The organism is Bacillus sp. LNXM65 (genome assembly GCF_002998575.1).
GTDB lineage: Bacteria > Bacillota > Bacilli > Bacillales > Bacillaceae > Bacillus.
In genome coordinates this window covers 1-17357 of record NZ_PVRB01000003.1, presented here as the reverse complement: position 1 = coordinate 17357, position 17357 = coordinate 1, and the positions used below count along the sequence as shown (strand labels likewise).

At 41.3% G+C, this 17357-nt stretch carries 15 protein-coding genes; 1 reads left to right on the top strand and 14 read right to left on the bottom strand.

Annotated features, from left to right (window positions below; translation table 11 throughout):
* Positions 1-22 precede the first annotated feature (22 nt).
* From C6Y03_RS06145 to C6Y03_RS06080, 14 genes are all read right to left on the bottom strand, one after another.
* Positions 23-1090, bottom strand: coding sequence for a glycosyltransferase family 4 protein (locus C6Y03_RS06145; protein ID WP_034660156.1), 1068 nt, complete (start codon positions 1088-1090; stop codon positions 23-25).
* Positions 1091-1224: 134 nt separating this feature from the next.
* Positions 1225-2421 carry a teichuronic acid biosynthesis protein TuaH gene (gene tuaH / locus C6Y03_RS06140; protein WP_066031804.1) on the bottom strand — a complete coding sequence of 399 codons (1197 nt, stop codon included), beginning with the start codon at positions 2419-2421 and terminating at the stop codon, positions 1225-1227.
* Positions 2422-2440: 19 nt separating this feature from the next.
* Complete coding sequence (gene tuaG / locus C6Y03_RS06135; protein WP_106030564.1) at positions 2441-3196, bottom strand: teichuronic acid biosynthesis protein TuaG; 756 nt, start codon at positions 3194-3196, stop codon at positions 2441-2443.
* A 24-nt stretch (positions 3197-3220) separates the two neighbouring features.
* Positions 3221-3898 carry a teichuronic acid biosynthesis protein TuaF gene (gene tuaF / locus C6Y03_RS06130; RefSeq protein WP_106039031.1) on the bottom strand — a complete coding sequence of 226 codons (678 nt, stop codon included), beginning with the start codon at positions 3896-3898 and terminating at the stop codon, positions 3221-3223.
* Positions 3899-3956: 58 nt separating this feature from the next.
* A complete protein-coding gene (tuaE, locus tag C6Y03_RS06125) occupies positions 3957-5414 on the bottom strand; it encodes a teichuronic acid biosynthesis protein TuaE (protein ID WP_106039030.1) in 1458 nt (485 codons plus the stop codon).
* A gap of 39 nt (positions 5415-5453) precedes the next feature.
* The gene (locus C6Y03_RS06120; protein WP_066031677.1) at positions 5454-6383 is read right to left on the bottom strand and encodes an NAD-dependent epimerase/dehydratase family protein; all 930 of its coding nucleotides are present in this window, start codon (positions 6381-6383) and stop codon (positions 5454-5456) included.
* Positions 6384-6400: 17 nt separating this feature from the next.
* A complete protein-coding gene (tuaD, locus tag C6Y03_RS06115) occupies positions 6401-7735 on the bottom strand; it encodes a UDP-glucose 6-dehydrogenase TuaD (RefSeq protein ID WP_066031676.1) in 1335 nt (444 codons plus the stop codon).
* Positions 7736-7814: 79 nt separating this feature from the next.
* Positions 7815-8999: a teichuronic acid biosynthesis protein TuaC gene (gene tuaC, locus C6Y03_RS06110; RefSeq protein ID WP_106039029.1), complete on the bottom strand. Its 1185-nt coding sequence runs from the start codon at positions 8997-8999 to the stop codon at positions 7815-7817.
* On the bottom strand, positions 8996-10447 hold the full coding sequence (tuaB, locus tag C6Y03_RS06105) for a teichuronic acid biosynthesis protein TuaB (protein WP_106039028.1): 1452 nt from the start codon (positions 10445-10447) through the stop codon (positions 8996-8998). Before tuaB ends, tuaC begins: the two co-directional genes overlap by 4 nt.
* Before the next feature lie 18 nt (positions 10448-10465).
* Positions 10466-11125, bottom strand: a complete 660-nt coding sequence (locus C6Y03_RS06100; protein ID WP_066031673.1) for a sugar transferase — start codon at positions 11123-11125, stop codon at positions 10466-10468.
* A gap of 198 nt (positions 11126-11323) precedes the next feature.
* Positions 11324-11896: a prolipoprotein diacylglyceryl transferase gene (locus C6Y03_RS06095; RefSeq protein WP_066031672.1), complete on the bottom strand. Its 573-nt coding sequence runs from the start codon at positions 11894-11896 to the stop codon at positions 11324-11326.
* 233 nt (positions 11897-12129) lie between these two features.
* Positions 12130-13620: an N-acetylmuramoyl-L-alanine amidase gene (locus C6Y03_RS06090; RefSeq protein WP_106030731.1), complete on the bottom strand. Its 1491-nt coding sequence runs from the start codon at positions 13618-13620 to the stop codon at positions 12130-12132.
* A 23-nt stretch (positions 13621-13643) separates the two neighbouring features.
* A complete protein-coding gene (locus C6Y03_RS06085) occupies positions 13644-15752 on the bottom strand; it encodes a SpoIID/LytB domain-containing protein (RefSeq protein ID WP_106030569.1) in 2109 nt (702 codons plus the stop codon).
* 24 nt (positions 15753-15776) lie between these two features.
* Positions 15777-16100 (bottom strand): hypothetical protein, encoded by a 324-nt coding sequence (locus C6Y03_RS06080; RefSeq protein WP_024423640.1) that lies wholly within the window; start codon positions 16098-16100, stop codon positions 15777-15779.
* A 182-nt stretch (positions 16101-16282) separates the two neighbouring features.
* Between C6Y03_RS06080 and tagU the strand changes: the two genes are divergently transcribed.
* Complete coding sequence (tagU, locus tag C6Y03_RS06075; RefSeq protein WP_106039027.1) at positions 16283-17203, top strand: polyisoprenyl-teichoic acid--peptidoglycan teichoic acid transferase TagU; 921 nt, start codon at positions 16283-16285, stop codon at positions 17201-17203.
* Positions 17204-17357 lie beyond the last annotated feature (154 nt).

Below are 17357 nucleotides of genomic sequence, written 5' to 3'. Positions count from 1 at the left end.
GTTCCTAGGAACGGGCTGTTTTTTATTGTCTTTTCACCATTCGTTTATAGAATTTCGTAAATGGTTTGAACTCTTCGTTGACCAAACCCGTGACTTCCGCAATCACTTGCATAAACATTACCAGTAAAAAGATAATGATGAGCGATAACCAAATGGTGGCGCTTGTCAGCAAAATCGCACTTAAGCTAAAGACTAAGCCAATCATGTAAATCACGATAACCGCCATGCGATGGGACAAGCCAAAGGCCATTAGTCTATGATGAATATGGGATTTGTCCGGCGCTGAAATCGGCTGTTTGTTTAATATGCGTCTAATGATTGCAAAGGTCGTATCAAATATAGGAACACCTAGAATGATCACAGGGACAACGACGCTAAACAAAGTGACACTTTTGTATAATCCTAAAAGTGACAGCACCGAGATCATATACCCTAAAAATAGCGAACCAGTATCCCCCATAAAAATCTTCGCTGGATGAAAGTTGTAAAAGAGAAAGCCGATCGTACTGCCAATGACGACAAGAGATAAAGAAAGAATCAGAATCTTATCAGCAGAGAATGCCATCACTGCAATCGTTGATAAACCGATGACAGAAATACCGGCAGCTAGTCCATCAAGACCGTCAATTAAATTAATGGCATTTGTGATGCCGACAATCCATAGCACGGTGAGGGGATATGCCATCCAGCCTAACTCAATTCGATCTGTTAAAAAAGGAACAGAGAAAAAATCCATTTTTAAGCCTGTGCTCACAATCAAACAAGCAACAAGAACTTGTACGAGAAATTTAAATTTTGCACTTAAATTATATTTATCATCAAATATACCTAAAATGACGATGAGTACGGCACCAACTGAAATTGCTGTAATTTTATTATGTAGAAACAGCCCGCCTGCTAATGCTCCAGCCGCTACCCCAATAAAAATTGCCAAACCACCCATTCGAGGCATTACTTTATCATGAACTTTTCGTTTATTCGGCTGGTCCACTGCACCAATCTTAATTGCAAACTTTTTGACGATTGGTGTCACAATTAAAACTGTAGCCAGAGAGACAAAAAACGCTAATAAGGCGCGTTCGTAATCCATAGGTCAGTCTCCTTCTAAATTGAAATCTGTATTTTGTATATTGGCCGCTCTTTCCATTATACAATTGAATAGAGGATGATCACAAGCTCCCCCGGTGAAGAAGAAACAAATAAAAACGCACAATCCCGAATGAATTATGCGTTTTCTTTAATATTCGTTAGTTCCACCATGTTTGTGAACAGCGCGTGCCAATCTTTTTTCATTGCACGGCTTTGTCTTAGATGTCTATAGGTCGTGTCGTCTTTTTTGCTGATCACTTTCAGGCAGGCTTCTACGAAGAGCGCAGGATCATCGCCCTCTAAATATTCATACACATCCTTCTCTTTTAGCCTTTCCGTTGACGGGAGATTTAAACCGACAACCGGTATTCCAGCTGCTAAAAATTCATAAAGCTTGAGAGGGAACACCGCTTGATTGTAAGGGGATTGTTTGTATGGCATCATGCCTACATCAATCAGCTTCATATAAGCAGGTACTTCTTCTGGTGCAACAGCTCCTGTCCAAATCACATTTGGCAGTTTGAGTGCATGCTGAAAAGATGGATCTCCATTCGTTCCATCCGGACCGACAAATAAAAATGTCCAATCAGGCCGCATGCGAGCAGCTTCAGCCATCATGTCAAAATCGAGCTTTGGCTTGATTCCTCCGATAAAACCAAGCACGGTTCCTTCTCTTCCTTCCAGCACATCTTCTTTACATGGAAGATTGCTTTTCGCAAATACATCGTACTCGACGCCATTTTCCACAGTAAACACATCTTTCGGTTCTCCCATAAGACGTTTTTTGATTTGATCGTGTAAATATTGAGAAGAGCATGTAATGCTGTGTGCGTATTTAATGATTCGATTTTCTGCTTTGACAATGACACGCTGCCTCATATAAGAAAGAATGTTGTGTTTGCCGCTTATCGGCTCTCCCCACAGGTCACTGCAATCATAGACAATGTGTTTCCATTCAAATAAGGAAGATAAGAGCGGAAAGCCCGGAAACGTATACCATAAACAAACAGCAATCCCCTTCTTTTCCTCCATCCGCAAATGCTCAAGAAGAGGGGACAATTTATGAATATAGAACATGTCTTGATATCGGCCAAAGCGAAATAATTTACTCTTGAGCACATCAGGAATGGCCAATTGCTTCATTCGATCTGTTATGGGCTGAAAGGGAGCTGTATGACGAGATGATGACGGGCATACCCAGATGACCTCTTTCGTTTCCGGATCAGATGCTAAAAATTCGGCCAACCGATGCCGTCTGTACCTCAGTCCGTCCTGTCCCCATTCTCCCGTCGCTACGACAACATGTATGATCGAGTCTGCTTTCACCTTTATCACCTTTTTTCCCTTCTGTTTATAAGCGCTTCTTCACAGCATTTGTCGCATAGTGCATAAAACACCAGGACGCTTTGACAAAATGAAGCTGCTCAATTTCTCTGTAGACAAACCACGTTTTTTTCGCTGCTTTCCACTTGTTGCTAGAGATGGAGTTTCCAACGATGCGATATTCACTGAGCGGTTCGCTCATACCATAGGCTGTAAATCCTCTTTTTAATATAGACAGCCATGTAGCTAAATCCTGCCTTGTGCGAATGTTCGGCATTTCCACATGTCCTACCTTTTGAAGATCAAGCATGACCGTTAAACAGCCGATAATGGTATTTTTCAAGGCTTCATTATAATCTAATCTCGCTGGCGCAATGACGGTTTTTTCTAACGGTTCTCCATTTTCTGCAATGATGTCATATGCCGTAAATGTAAAGGCATAATCATTTGTCAGCATGAAGTCTACCTGTTTTTCAAGCTTCGTCTCTTTCCACTTATCATCGCTATCTAAAAAAGCAATAAAGCGCCCTTTTGCCTGGTTGATGGCTGCGTTTCTAGCAATGGCAGCTCCCCCATTTTCCTCTAAATAAATGACGTTGATTCTGTCGTCCGCTTGACTTAAATCCCCTAATAGCTTTCTCGTTCCATCTGTAGAACAATCATCTGCAATGATCAGCTCCCAATTGGAATAGGTTTGGGCAAGGACGGAATGAACTGTATCCGTTAAATAACGTTCCGCATTATACGCCGGTGTAATGATGGATACTAACGGTTGATTGTTCACCTAAGACTCATCTCCAGTTCATCATTAAGATTCTTTGAACACTTCGGGTAAGACCACAAACATGAGCGAGATGCTAAAGCCAATGACAAGCCCAAGCAGTGCACGTTTTTTGGCTGACATGCCTTTATTGCCCTCATCAAGTACTTGTGCAGGATCGACAATCTTTGCCTGCTTCATTCCAAGCTTTGTCGACTCCAATTCATATAAGAATCGTTCTTTATCGACTTTGGAATCATTGCTGACAGATTCGTCTTCAAGAGCAGCTAATCTACTTTCAATCACCTGCTGCCTTTTTGTAAATAATGCTTTGTCTTGCTTAAGAAATGTATCCGACACCTGCTTCACGACAGCCAAAGCGCGATCCTTATTGGCATCTGTGAAAGACAGCTGTAATTGTGTATCTGATTGATTGGTAAGGATGAGACGGGTTTTCACATCCTGCCTTTCTTCTTCTTTGACATCACTGAGTGCTTCATTTAGAAATGCATCGCTTTTTAATAGAGATGTCACTTCTGCCATATTGTTATACACCCCATCATCATATTTACCAAGAGTGAGGGTAATAGCAGCTGTGTAACTGGACTGCTGCGTAGTTCCTTTAGCAAAAAAGAAACCAAAGGCGCCTAATATGACAGGCAGCAGGATGAGCCATACGATGTACTTTTTGATTCGCTTCCCTATCCTAGATATGAAACCAGACATGTTCATTCTCCCAACATTGACGTATTTGCTCTTTCACTAGTGTAGCCATACACACGGTTTACCACAGCTTGAGTCGTTGTTTATTTTTCAACATATTCACCGCTGCGATCACCAGTCCTAAAAATACCCAGTGGAAATATAAATTCGAGACGGAGCTAGGACTGATACTTGAAACGAGAAAGCTCAGCATGGCTGCAAACAACCCCTCAATGATCATTTTTGCCGATCTTGTGTCAGCCCATTGGTATTGTTTGTACAGTGTGAACATGAGATAGGCGTATACTGAGATATAGCCCAGCATGACTGCAAACCCAAAGTTCGTCATCAATTCCAGCAGCCAATTGTGCACTTCTACAACCTGGTCTGTATCAAAGATCGAAAAGTGAGCTAAGTAGTAAGACACATTCCCCGCTCCAACCCCGAATCCGTATGAATTCGTAAAGAAGTGCCAAGCATTTTTAATCAAATTCGCTCTCGCGATGTTAGACGGGAGTGGTTCACTAAAAGAATGTGCGACCTGAGAAGCGAGAAACAAGTCATAAAAAACCGAATAAATCTTGGCTGAAAAGACAGCGATACCGATGACTACAAGTCCGCCTGCTGCAATGATTGACCACTTTTTGAGAAATCGCGGCAGCAGCAGCCATACATAGACCGCCACTCCTGCAAATATGCCAAGCAGACTGGCTCGGGATTCGGTTAACAAAATGAGATACAGTGCGGCGATTGCCCCTAATAATCCAAACGCTTTGATATAACCGTTTTTCATTTGACGCATGCACGCTAGATATAAAAAGAAACTAATCGATAAAAACGTCGCAAAGTCATTTTGATTAAAAAAGACAGATGTAGGATAGTGCTGTTTATACGCTGGTCCTAGATACAATGAGGTATTCGGTAAATGGTTCAATGTAAAGTGATTATAGAAACCAATCCCCATCACAAACACAGTCATGACCAGCCAAATGCTATAAAAGGTCACCACTTGATCCATTCGCTGAATGAACATGACGACAAGAAAGACAAACCCCATCCCCATTGCAAGCAGGGACATATATTTCAGGCCGTCTGTGACCGAATGAGCCCAAAGCAGTGAGATGAGCCCGTAAAGAAACCATGCAGCGAAAAAACCAAGAATTCCTTTGACACGAATCTGCTGCCACTGCGATATGTACGTCCCCTTATCTCTCATCCGCCATATGAATAAAGCAAAGACGGCGATAAGCATAATACGGTAGAGAAAAAGACTAAAGAATCCGGCACTAATAGAAAAGAAAGCGTTGTTGAGAAAAGTCAATGCAATCAAAAGATAGATGGCTGACATGAAGATTTGCTCACCATTCATGTATAGCTTCATCAACACGAGAGCAGCCGACAGGATCAAAAGTATAACCGGAACAGCCACCATCTTCTTTAACCCGACGGGCTGGGCGGATGCCATTTGTACAAGCCCGATCCCTGCTGCAAACAAAATACATCCAATCATGATTTGCCATGCTGTTTGTTTCACACTCATACCCATTTTCCTCCTAAGCAACCCATCCGATTTGAGGGATTAAGCCTTGACTTCCTGTTCATAGTAGGAAATGGTACGAGCCAAACCTTCCTGTAAACTCACAACAGGCTCCCATGCTAAGACTTGTTTCGTTTCCTCATTTGCCAATGTACTATGCACAATATCTCCTGCACGCTGCGGCTTGTAAATTGGTTCAAGATGCGACCTCGTCACCCGCTTCATCGTTTGAAACAGCTCATTCACAGTAATCGAATCACCACATGAAATATTTAAACAAACGTTTGATTGAGCTGTTAAAGCCGCAACATTCGCTGCTGCTAGATCACCTACATAAATGAAATCTCTTGTTTGTTCCCCGTCTCCGAAAATGAAAGGAGCCTCATCTTTTGCAAACTTATCAGAGAAAATAGAGACAACTCCACCTTCGCCAAGTGCGTCTTGTCGCGGACCATAAACATTGCTGTACCGAAGAATACAATAGTCCACATCATACAGTGATTTTGCCATTTCTAAGTATCGCTCTACTGTGAGTTTCGATAACCCATAAGGCGAACCAGGCTTTAGCCGGTGAGCGGTGTCTACTGGCAGATACACTGGATCTCCATAGACAGCTGCTGATGAGGCAAATACCACTTTCTTGACACCAGCCTCTGAAGCCGCTTTGATCACATGCAAAGATCCTTTAATATTCACTTCTTGATCATATATATAATCATTGACCGATACTGCGACACTTACTTGTGCAGCAAGATGAATGATGTAGTCTGGTGCGATTTGTTTAATGATTTCAATCACTTCTGGTTTTGTTACATCCTCTTCAATACATGGAACAGATAAATGTGCAATATTTTCCTTCCTACCTGTTGAAAAGTTATCAAGCACGATGGCTTCATATCCCTTTTCTATTAATTTTTCAACAGTATGTGAACCTATAAATCCACTACCTCCAGTAACCAATACTTTCTTCATCCAAGTTCCTCCTAAAATCAAGCTTCTAATAACATCTTAACATCCTGTACATGAGGACGACCGATCGAATGATAAATAAAACCGTTTTTTCTCATTTGTTCTGGTTCAAATATATTACGTCCATCAATGATAACTGGACGTTGAAGTAGTCTTCTGACTTTCTCCATATCCATTTTTAATACTTCTTCCCATTCAGTCAAGATTAAACAGGCATCTGAATGTTCTATTGTTTGATATAGATTGTCACTAAATATCGTTTGGTTCCCAAGGATCTTCTTCGCTTCTAAGTGAGCAATTGGGTCATACGCTTTTACATAAGCTCCTAGATCTTGCAGCATTGGAATAATATCAAGAGCAGGAGAGGATCTTAAATCATTTGTATTAGGTTTAAATGCCAATCCTAATACAGAGATCGTTTTCCCCTTTATTTCACCATAGACATCCATCAATTTCTTTACGAGATACGCTCGTTGATGTGTATTTGTTTCGACAACTGATTCAATTAGTTTAAAACGATAGCCTACTGTTTCAGCTATTTTTAATAGCGCCTTGGTATCTTTTGGGAAGCAGGAACCTCCAAACCCGACTCCAGCTTTTAAAAACTTCTGCCCAATTCGGCTATCTAGGCCAACGCCTTCTGATACTTTTTCAACATCTGCGCCCACCCGATCGCAAATATTGGCAATATCATTGATAAAGGAAATTTTGGTTGCAAGCATCGCATTTGCTGCGTATTTAATCATCTCTGCACTTTCTAGATTGGTTTCAACCACTGCTGTTTGAAATGGTTCATGTAACTCCTTAATGATCTCCAATGCATGAGAGCTTGTAGACCCTATGACCACTCGCTCCATACTCATCGTATCTTTAATAGCAGAGCCTTCTCTAAGAAATTCTGGATTTGACACAACGTCAAAGGGGTATTTACTTCGTGAAGCTTTCTCTACTATGGCCTTAACAAGACGACCTGTGCCCACGGGAACCGTACTTTTATTCACAATGACTTTGTATCCATTCAAGGATTCACCAATTGTTTGAGCGACGGCTTTCACGAACGTTAAATCTGCTTCCCCCTGTGCTGTCATCGGTGTCCCTACAGCAATATAGATAATCTCTGATTCCCTGATAGCGGCAGGAATATTGGTTGTAAAAAACAGTCTTCCTTCCTCCGTATTCTTTTCAATCAATTCCTTTAAACCCGGTTCATAAATGGGAACGACACCACTTTTTAAGCTGTTGATTTTTGATTCATCGATGTCACAGCAGATGACACGATTTCCGATATCAGCAAAACAAGTACCCGATACTAACCCGACATACCCTGTTCCAATCACAGCAATTTTCTTCAACATTTTTCATCCTCTCAGTAAAAGCATATTGTCCGTTCCAAGCTGTTTATCTATCTATCATTCTTTGCACATTTCATCTTGTTTAAACGATGGATATTGATTGATTAAGCACCTTTTCATATTGCTGTATGAGCTGTTTCGCATTATTTGCTGATGAATATTCTGTGTGAACGATTTGATGAAGATCGTTCTTCACTCGCTCATTCCATCTGTTTTCATAAAGATAGGCGTGAATGGCCTCTTTTAACTGATTCGTCGAACGCGGATCAACGAGCAGGTGTTGATAGCTAGAAAATAAAGATGGGAGACCACCGACTCGTGTCGCAATGACAGGTACTTTTAAAGCAAGCGCCTCTAGGACGACGGTAGGCATTCCTTCACTATAGGAAGGAAGTGCAAACAGATCGGCTGCCATTAAGTAGTCTTTCACCTGCTCATTCGGCACCTGTCCTGGGAGTACAATGGATGCTTCAGCCCGTTCTTCCAGCTCCTTTGCAAGGGGGCCTTTTCCAACAAAGACTGCTTTCACACCATCCATGCCGCTGACAGCATCAGCTAATTCAAGTAAGCCCTTCTCTTTGACTAATCGCCCGACGAAGACAACGAGCTTGTCGTGAAGGGGTAAGCCTAACTTTTTCCTGATGCCTTGTTGATCTTCTTCCGTTTTAGAAAATGACTGAAGCGGAATACCGAGCGGGAGACATTGCGCTTCCACCTTTGTCATGTCATTTGTCTTTTTAGCAAGCTCCTCGCTCACCGTCAGAACAGCAGATGCCTGTTTCACCGCCGTTTCAAAGGCTGCATGTGCCCCTTTGCTATAGCCCGGATACACGTTCACATCACTGCCATGTAAGGTCAAAAGATAAGGAATTTGCGTTTCTTTCTGAATCACAGCCGCCGCTCCGCCAGACGGCATCGCAAAGTGCGCATGGATAAAATCTGGTGACAGCTGAAAACGCTGCATGGCGCCTAGAACAGAAGCCGCTATTCGTTTACTCGGCTGTGCCCATTTCAGCTGTCCAGGGAGCGCTGTATAGGGCGGCCTGTATACTGTCACTCCGTTTCTCACTTCCTGTTCAAGCAGATTTTTTTTCTGCCGATAGGACGCCTTCAGCATCCGCAAAACCGGTGGAATTACCGGATTGGGACATACGACGGTCACTTGTATTCCTTGTTTGAGCAGCTCTTGCACTTGCGTTTCATGGAATACACCTTCACTTGGATGTTTTTCACTAGGATATACACTTGTCAGCCATAGCACCTTCATGACGAACGACCTCTTCTCAATAATCTGCCTGCCACCTGCGGATACATTTTGATGAGCAGCAAGCCATACAATGCAGCACTGACACAAATCGTCAATCCTAATTGAAGTAAAATATCCGCTGACGTCAGCTTCATGCCTTGATGCAAGAAAACCGCACAGGCGGCCATCAACAGCGTCATGACAGCAGGCTTTCCAAGTGATTTTAAATACACCTTCATATCAAGCTGAATGACATACGCCATGAGCCATCTGCCAACAATAAAGTTGAGCAGGCTGACACCTGAGTAAACCCAAGCTACTGTGAGCAGACTGCCTGTGTTGACACCTGCATATAAGGCGCATCCATACACGATGAGCATCCCCGTATCCCAATAAAAGGCTAAGTCCGCTCTCCCTTTGGCAAGAAGTATTGAACCGTTTGGATTCATCAGCACACGCAAAAGGCCGACAATGCACAAAATGTTAAGAACCGGAACGGCTACGAGCCATTTCTCTCCAAACACTACTTCTATAAAGCTATCTGATACGGCAGCAAGACCGATTAATAATGGAAAACTAATCAATGCGAGCATATTCGTCATACTGAGGAAGCCCTCTCGCAGCATGGAGTGATCACGCTGACTTTTTGCGAAAACAGGGAAAGCCACTCTCGTCACGATTGGGTTAATCTTCAGCACCGGGATCGTTACAATTTGATACGCCAAGCTGTAAATACCTAATGCTTCTGCTCCAAGAAAACGGCCAATTAAAATCATGTCTATGTTCGATCCTGCTCGATTGACCAGTCTGGATGCGAGCTGAAATGCTCCAAATGAGAAAAATTCTTTCACTTCCCCTAATGCAAAAACAGGTGCTGGGCGCCACTTCTTCCAATAAGCTGCGGCATACATTAGCCCTTTTCCTGATTGCAGCAGCACTTGAGAAATGACATAGGCAATAATCGGATTGATGAAGAAGGCCAAAGCGAGTAAAACAAACAGCGATATCATGGTTGCAATGGCTTCAATGGTACTTAATGTTTTAAAGGCTAAGTCCTTTTGCATCATGTATTGGTATTGCTGGCCAATTGGTGCAATCAGAAACATGATGGATAATAGTTTGAGCAAACCCTCCAGCTCTGGCCGGTTATAAAAGGCGGCAATCATTGGGCTTACTAGAATGAGTAAACAGAATAAGACAATTCCAGTGAGCAAATTGATCCAATATAATGTAGATAATTGACGTTCTGTTGTTTGTTCCTTTTGGATGATCGCTGCCCCAATCCCTAGATCAAGTAAAATCTGCGTAAATATTGTGACAGTTGTGATCATGCCAACGAGTCCAAACTCCTTCAGTGACATCACGTTCCCTAAAAAAGCGAACTGTGCGATTTGGATAATCGTAATGATGAATGCGGACAAGCTTGTCCATTTTGCCCCGCCTAGCATGCGTTTTTTCATACTTGCCATTTCTCTTCCCTACTTTACTTATCTGGCTCCGTCACCCGTCATGATGACTTTTAACGTTTTTACCATAATCTTCGTGTCGAGAGAAAATGTCAAGTTTTGAATATACTGTAAGTCGTGCGTTAATTTTTCGCTCGGACTCATTTCATATCCGCCATTTACTTGAGCAAGACCTGTCAATCCCGGCTTGACCGCTAATCTTTTCGTAAAACCTGGAATCGTCCGATTAAATTCTGCGGTAAACATCGGTCTTTCCGGCCGCGGACCTACGATACTCATTTCTCCTTTTAACACGTTGATAAATTGCGGAAGTTCATCGATTCTTGTTTTACGAATGAAGGCTCCCACTTTGGTGATACGCGGGTCATTTTTTTGTGCCCATTTCGCTCCTCCGCTTTCAGCGTCGGTTCTCATCGATCTGAGCTTCCATAATTTAAAGTAAACACCGTCTTTCCCGACCCTCTCCTGCATATAAAAGGCTGATCCCGGTGTTTCCAGCTTAATCAAGAGAGCAAACAGCAAAATGATTGGCGTACTCAACATCAATCCGATGAACGAGAACATTAAATCTATGAAACGTTTTGCAAATAAATAACGAACCATATGTTCTGTTAAGGCAAAAGAGTGGTTTCGTCTCACTTCATATTCTCTATAAAGATTCATCGCTTTCTCTGCACTCACTGACCTGCACCTCACCATCTAAAGTAGTTGTTGTGTAAAGAGATGTTCTATGAAAGTCAGTTTATCAGAGCAACATTAAGCAAATGTAAATGCGCTGTTAAGTCTTGTAAAACTGTGTTAAGAATGTGCACTTATATCAAATTATGCCCATTTCAACGTAAAAAAGACCCGCAATTCTGCGGGTCTCCGGGTCTTTCTTTATTTTGCTTTGACGGATTCGATGGTTTTTAATCGAAGGGTTCCGTTTGCATCTTTTGTATAGGTTACTTTCACTTTTGATTCTTCTTTTAAGCTGTTCACTTGTTTAGAAAACGCATTTCCGAACTGAATAGCTACTTCTTTGCCATCAATGTTCACAGCAATGGTATGTCCATCAGCCAAACCGACATATGTGCCTTCTTTGGTGACTTCATTTTTCTTATTTGTTGTTGATTCTTTCTTTGTTTTAGAATCAGCTTTTGATTGATCCTTAGCAGGTTCTTCTTTTGTGATTTCTTTACTTGAGCTGTCTTTTGCCGCTTCATCAGATTGACCAGCTTGCTCTTCTTTTTGAGCAGCTGTTTCTTTGCTTTGATCATCTGCTTTTTCATTAGATGACTGATCTTCTGTTTTTTCCTCTGAAGCATTTTCTTTCTTTTGATCAGCCGCTTCGGTTGTTTCCTTTTTGCTGTCATCCTTATTGTTGTCGCTTGATTGATTTGTTGTGCCGCATGCTGTAAGTAATACACCTAGAAGCAATACTAGAAACGGCATTGTGATTAATTTTTTCAAGATCGTCACCTCTTCATGATTTGTCGATTTGCTGTCGCTTGAAGATTCATGCGTAAACCATTCACCTTCTATGTTTCAATTATAACAAAGATAACCAAAAATGAAATGTATTTTTAACTTGACACATTATTGATTACCCGATCACTTCATAGACTTTTGAAAAAAGGCTGCCGAGAGACGTTCTCGAGCAGCCTAAGAGGAGTATCTGAGGCACCCCTCATGTTTGTATTTTCTTATCTAAAGTAACCTGACACACCGCTTGAAATGCCTGACGCTAAACGATCTTTATACGTAGCAGATTTCAAGATGTTTGAATCAACTGGACTGGACACAAAACCAGTTTCTAAAAGAACACTCGGCATTTTAGAATATTTAATCACGTAGAATCCAGCTGTTTTCACACCACGGTCTCTTGTACCAAGTGCACTGACCATTTTAGGCTGAATGTTTTGCGCAAGCTTCAAGCTGTTTGCAGACGCATAGGTTTTGTCATAATACGTTTCTGTTCCGTTTGCACTGCTGTTATCATTTGAGTTGGCATGGACACTAATGAAGATATCTGCTTTCGCATTCGCACCTTTGCTCACTCGTGTTTGAAGACTGTCAAATGTGTCTGATGTTCTTGACATGGTAACAAGTGCACCAGCGTTGTTTAATTTCGTATTTAAACGTTTTGCTACATCTAAATTCAAGTTCTTTTCATATAAACCGTAGCCTACAGCTCCTGAATCATGTGCACCATGACCTGGATCAATGAATACTTTTTTTCCGACGACAGGATTTTTTAATTGATTCACAACAGTTGGTGTCACCGTATTTGTACTGCCTACGACAGTAAATTTGGTGATTTTTTTACTGCTAATTGTTGCTCTTGTTACTTTTGGTAATGTCTTTTCATTCGTTAGAAGCAATGCTTTGTTTTGCTTCGCTGCGATCCCTGCAGCAGAAGATGAAGTGGCATAGCCAAAACCTCTTCCTACATAGGTATTATACGTGCTCATATTATACTTTTTCACAATATTAGCGGCAACGTCATAACGAGTGGAGCCTTTGATTCGTGTTGGAGATTTCAATTGATTATAAGCTGCTTTTGTGACGTAATTTTCTCCACCGACGACAATGGTTTGTTTGACATTGCTTGCTTTTGCAACAGAAGCGATTTCAGAACGAAGTCCCTTTTTATCTGTGTAGAGAATTGGGAATCCTTTTTGTGCTGCTACCGGTGCAATTGCAATCCCATGAGCATAGAAGGAACCTTCAACGACAACGACGCCTGCTGGCTTTTTCATTTTTTTCGCGATATTTGCAGATAGCTCATATCGATTTTTTCCTGAAATACGTTGTGTAGAGATACCCATTTTCTTCACTTCGTTGACTACGTTGTTCGACACACTTGATGTACTGCCTAAAACGATAACTGTCTTTGTTTTTAAAGCCTTTAGGGCTTTTTTCGTGTCACCCGAAAGACTCTTACTGTTTGTATAAAGAACTGGTCCATTTTTTTGGTGTGCAAGTGGAATCCCTGCTGTTGCATCTGCATACGCAGTTTTCCCTACTAAAACGACTGTACTTGCAGTTCCCCATCCCTTTTTCGCTACGTTTGCTGCTACAGCATATCTGCTCCCGCCATCAATTCGTGAGACGGAATTATCTGCTGAAGCTGTCGGAACAATAACGAAAATGGCGATAAGGCTGAGGATGGCTGTTTTCATGCTTGAGCGCATCATCTATGTCCTCCTTTAACCCTTTAATAGTTTGTTAGTTTTGTACCTGGATAGTAGAACGAAAGTATGGAAGAATATGAGTTTCCAGATTCTGCTCTAGCTTTGGCTCCGTATTGGCTCATACCAATGCCGTGACCATATCCTTTTCCTGAAATCGTAAAGTCATTTGTATTGTTTTTGACAGACGCAAATGTGCTTTTCACCTTTGTTGCGCCCATGACGGATCTAAACTCGGTCATCTTCATACTTGCCGTTGTGCTTTTGTTTACTGCATACGTGCCTGTTTTATTTTTCAGATGATATGTCAGCTTGATCGATACCGTCTTCGCACGCTGGCCTTTTGTTTTTCCTGAGAATGTCAGGCTTGAGATGGATGCAATCTTCATATCAGATGCAGCTGTTTCTTTGTTTTTGAGTAGCCATGATTTGAGACCAGCAAGGTCCGCTGCATTTGTCTCTTTTGTCTTAGACCACTGAGATGCTGCTGTGCTAGCAGTCAATGTTGTGCCTAGTTGTTTTTTAGAGAGTTTTAGCGTCCATGCATTGACCGGATCTTTTGTATCCTTTTTGGCCACTAAGTACGGCAGTGCATTTGCCCACACTTCTTCACTTGCCTCTGTATAACCGCCATTACTAGAATAATAGGTTGCTGAAATGAGCTGATTGTTGTATTTCAGTACCTTCCCTTTTGTGGCATCGACAGCTTTTGTCGAATTCGTGTACCAGTTATATCCTCCATATACTTGGAAGGCAGTTGTATCAGGTACGACTTTTCCAATACTTTTCACTGAATACGTTCTAGCGGCAACTGCCTGTGCTTTTAGCGCTTCAACATGCCAGCTTGCAGGCATTTCATTTGGTACTACGCCTTTTAGATAGTCTTCAAATGGAATATTTTCGAGAGTCGGCCTGATATAACCTGATTCAATTGCAAAGTTGACGCTGCCTAAGTACGGCTTCCCTGCAATTTGAAGGACATTTTTCGTTGAATATTTCTCAGGAACAACTCTTACTGTGTTATACGTCTTTATGCCTTTTAATGAAATTTTTCCGTTAGAAATATTCAATTGGTAGTTTTGATTTTTTTTCAGATAGACTTGTTTAGCTAATGAGTTTTTCAAGCTATCTTTAATCGCACTTGTGCTACCAGCAAGGTGATAAGCATATGTACCCTTTTGTTTCAGCAGTGCTTTTAGTGACGCTGTGACAGAATCTGGTTTCACATACACAACGGTACTGTTAGACTTTGCAGCCAATTGAGACAGCGGCATAGCATAAATATAGCTAGAGGCTTTTGCCAAATAAACTTTATCTGCATTGATATTTAATTTCTTAATAATATTCACAGATAGTTCATAGCGATTGGCACCACTGATTCTTGTCACCTGTGACGTTTTTTTAATTTGATTCTCTACTTTTTGTCCCGTACTTTTCGTACTGCCGATGATGATGACTTTACTTGGCAGCTTGTAAGACGGAATGGAATCTTTTTTTGTTAACAGGATTGGATATCCCTTTCTCGATGCATAGGATGCAATCGCAATCCCATTCATAAATGAGTTTCCGCCGACAACGACAGCTTGCTTATAGTTACCCATTTCTTTAGCGATTTTTTGAGAGATTTCAAACTTGTCTTTTCCACTAATACGTCTGACTTTGCCATACTTTTTAATAGATTTCTCAGCAGCTGTGGAAATACTTTTCGTGTTACCGATGATCAGGATGTTATCCGGCTTCATTTTCTTCAGCTGGTTTTCAGTTGTTTTTGTCAGTCTTTCAATGTTCGTATACAAAATGGGTGCGCCTAGTTTGTAAGCTAACGGTGATACAGAAATGGCGTGATCAAATGCATCACGGCTCACAATGACAACAGTTGATGGATTCTTCCAGCCGGCAGACGCGATGCTATTAGCAACTTCGTATCGATTTTTGCCATCATATCTTTTCGTGACAGCCACATTCGATCCTGACAGCTTGTATTCTCCAGCTGTGGATAGATCCATCGTTTTTTTATTTCCGATATAATTAGACAATTTCACTGAAATTGTCGAGCTAGCCATGGCAGACTGAAAGGGTGCGACTAGTAGAGTCAGTGTCATGAGAACAATAAGTGTAACGCCTGTTTTCTTCAATTTTGTTCATCCCGCCCATCTTTTTTACTTCTGTTTTTCAATCTTTTGAATTTCCTTTTGACCACTGTCATTGATAAAGTAAGAGATTTCTACTGTGTCTCCTGGTTTGAATTCATTTAACACATCTTTAAAATTATCCGTAAATTCATAGCTTAAGGTCGTATTCACTTTTTTCACTTCGACTGTATGTGCATCAGCCATTCCAATAAATTCAGCTTTTTCTTCCAGCACCTGAGGAGTTGAACTGCTTGTCTTGTTTTCTCCCGAGGACTGCTCAGCCGTTCCACATGCTGTGAGCACGATACCAAGTAGTAGTATTAAGAACGGTAAAACGACGATTTTCTTCATTTTTTTCACCTCATGTCTTTGTATCGTCTTATAACTTAATATTTTAAGGTAAATTTAAGGTTTTTTGAAACCTTTTTTTTGTTACAACGTCTATATCTAGGTTCAGAGTAAAAAAATAACTTGTTTATCAAGATTCGTAAACCTATAATCATGGAAGAATCATAGAAAAGGTGAGGGACATTATGAGAGCTGAAAGAAAACGAAAGAAAAAAAAGGTTCTTTGGATTGTTTTATCGATTATTGGCTTATTCGTATTAGCAACTGGCGGATATGCATATCATCTTTGGAATACAGCAGCATCAACCGTGGCAGGCATTCAGGAGAATTTAAAGAAGTCAGATAAGCGTGACAAAGATGTCGATTTAAATAAGAAAGACCCGATTTCTATTTTAGTTATGGGTGTCGATGAAAGAAAGAATGACCGCGGTCGTGCGGATACATTAATATACATGACCGTTAACCCAAAAACCAAAACGACCGAGATGGTGAGTATCCCGCGTGATACGTATACAAAAATTGTCGGAAAAGGCACAATGGATAAAATCAACCACTCCTATGCATTCGGCGGCACACAAATGGCAGCAGATACAGTAGAGGAATTGCTTGATGTACCTGTTGATTACTTTGTGAAAGTCAATATGGAAAGCTTTAAGGATATTGTCGATACACTTGGCGGCATTACAGTTAACAGCACATTTGCTTTCAGCTATGACGGCCATTCATTTGGTACAGGAGAAATTAATCTAAATGGTGATCAAGCCCTTGCCTACACAAGAATGAGAAAGCAAGATCCAAAGGGTGACTTTGGACGTCAGCAAAGGCAGCGCCAAGTCATTGAAGGCATCATTGCAAAAGGGGCAAACATTTCATCTATTACGAAGTTCGGCGATATGTTCAAAGTCGTGGAAAACAATATGAAGACCAACATGTCATTTGATGATATGTGGACGATGATGAATGACTACCGTGACGCAAGACAGCGTGTGGAGCAGCACGAGCTGAAAGGAACAGGAGCACGCATCAATAACATCTATTATTATCAGCTTGATGATAATAGTTTGGCTACAGTGAAGAAGGAATTGAAGGAAAGTTTGGAGCAGTAAAAAAGAAGACTACATGACTGTAGTCTTCTCAGATTGTAGAGAAACTCATGTTTTTCTACAATCTTTTTTATTTTCATCGTAATTATGATGGATGGGATTTAATGAAAAAGGCCTCCCACACACCTAGCCTAGCTTCGCTAGGTGTGTGGCAATC

What these genes read in the sequence shown, in the direction of transcription:
- C6Y03_RS06080 (WP_024423640.1), bottom strand. Translation starts at nt 16,100, where the DNA reads ATGAAGAAAATCGTCGTTTTACCGTTCTTAATACTACTACTTGGTATC.
- tuaE (WP_106039030.1), bottom strand. Translation starts at nt 5,414, where the DNA reads ATGAGTGTGAAACAAACAGCATGGCAAATCATGATTGGATGTATTTTG.
- tuaD (WP_066031676.1), bottom strand. Translation starts at nt 7,735, where the DNA reads ATGTTGAAGAAAATTGCTGTGATTGGAACAGGGTATGTCGGGTTAGTA.
- tagU (WP_106039027.1), top strand. Translation starts at nt 16,283, where the DNA reads ATGAGAGCTGAAAGAAAACGAAAGAAAAAAAAGGTTCTTTGGATTGTT.
- C6Y03_RS06090 (WP_106030731.1), bottom strand. Translation starts at nt 13,620, where the DNA reads ATGCGCTCAAGCATGAAAACAGCCATCCTCAGCCTTATCGCCATTTTC.
- tuaB (WP_106039028.1), bottom strand. Translation starts at nt 10,447, where the DNA reads ATGGCAAGTATGAAAAAACGCATGCTAGGCGGGGCAAAATGGACAAGC.
- C6Y03_RS06120 (WP_066031677.1), bottom strand. Translation starts at nt 6,383, where the DNA reads ATGAAGAAAGTATTGGTTACTGGAGGTAGTGGATTTATAGGTTCACAT.
- tuaC (WP_106039029.1), bottom strand. Translation starts at nt 8,999, where the DNA reads ATGAAGGTGCTATGGCTGACAAGTGTATATCCTAGTGAAAAACATCCA.
- tuaF (WP_106039031.1), bottom strand. Translation starts at nt 3,898, where the DNA reads ATGTCTGGTTTCATATCTAGGATAGGGAAGCGAATCAAAAAGTACATC.
- C6Y03_RS06145 (WP_034660156.1), bottom strand. Translation starts at nt 1,090, where the DNA reads ATGGATTACGAACGCGCCTTATTAGCGTTTTTTGTCTCTCTGGCTACA.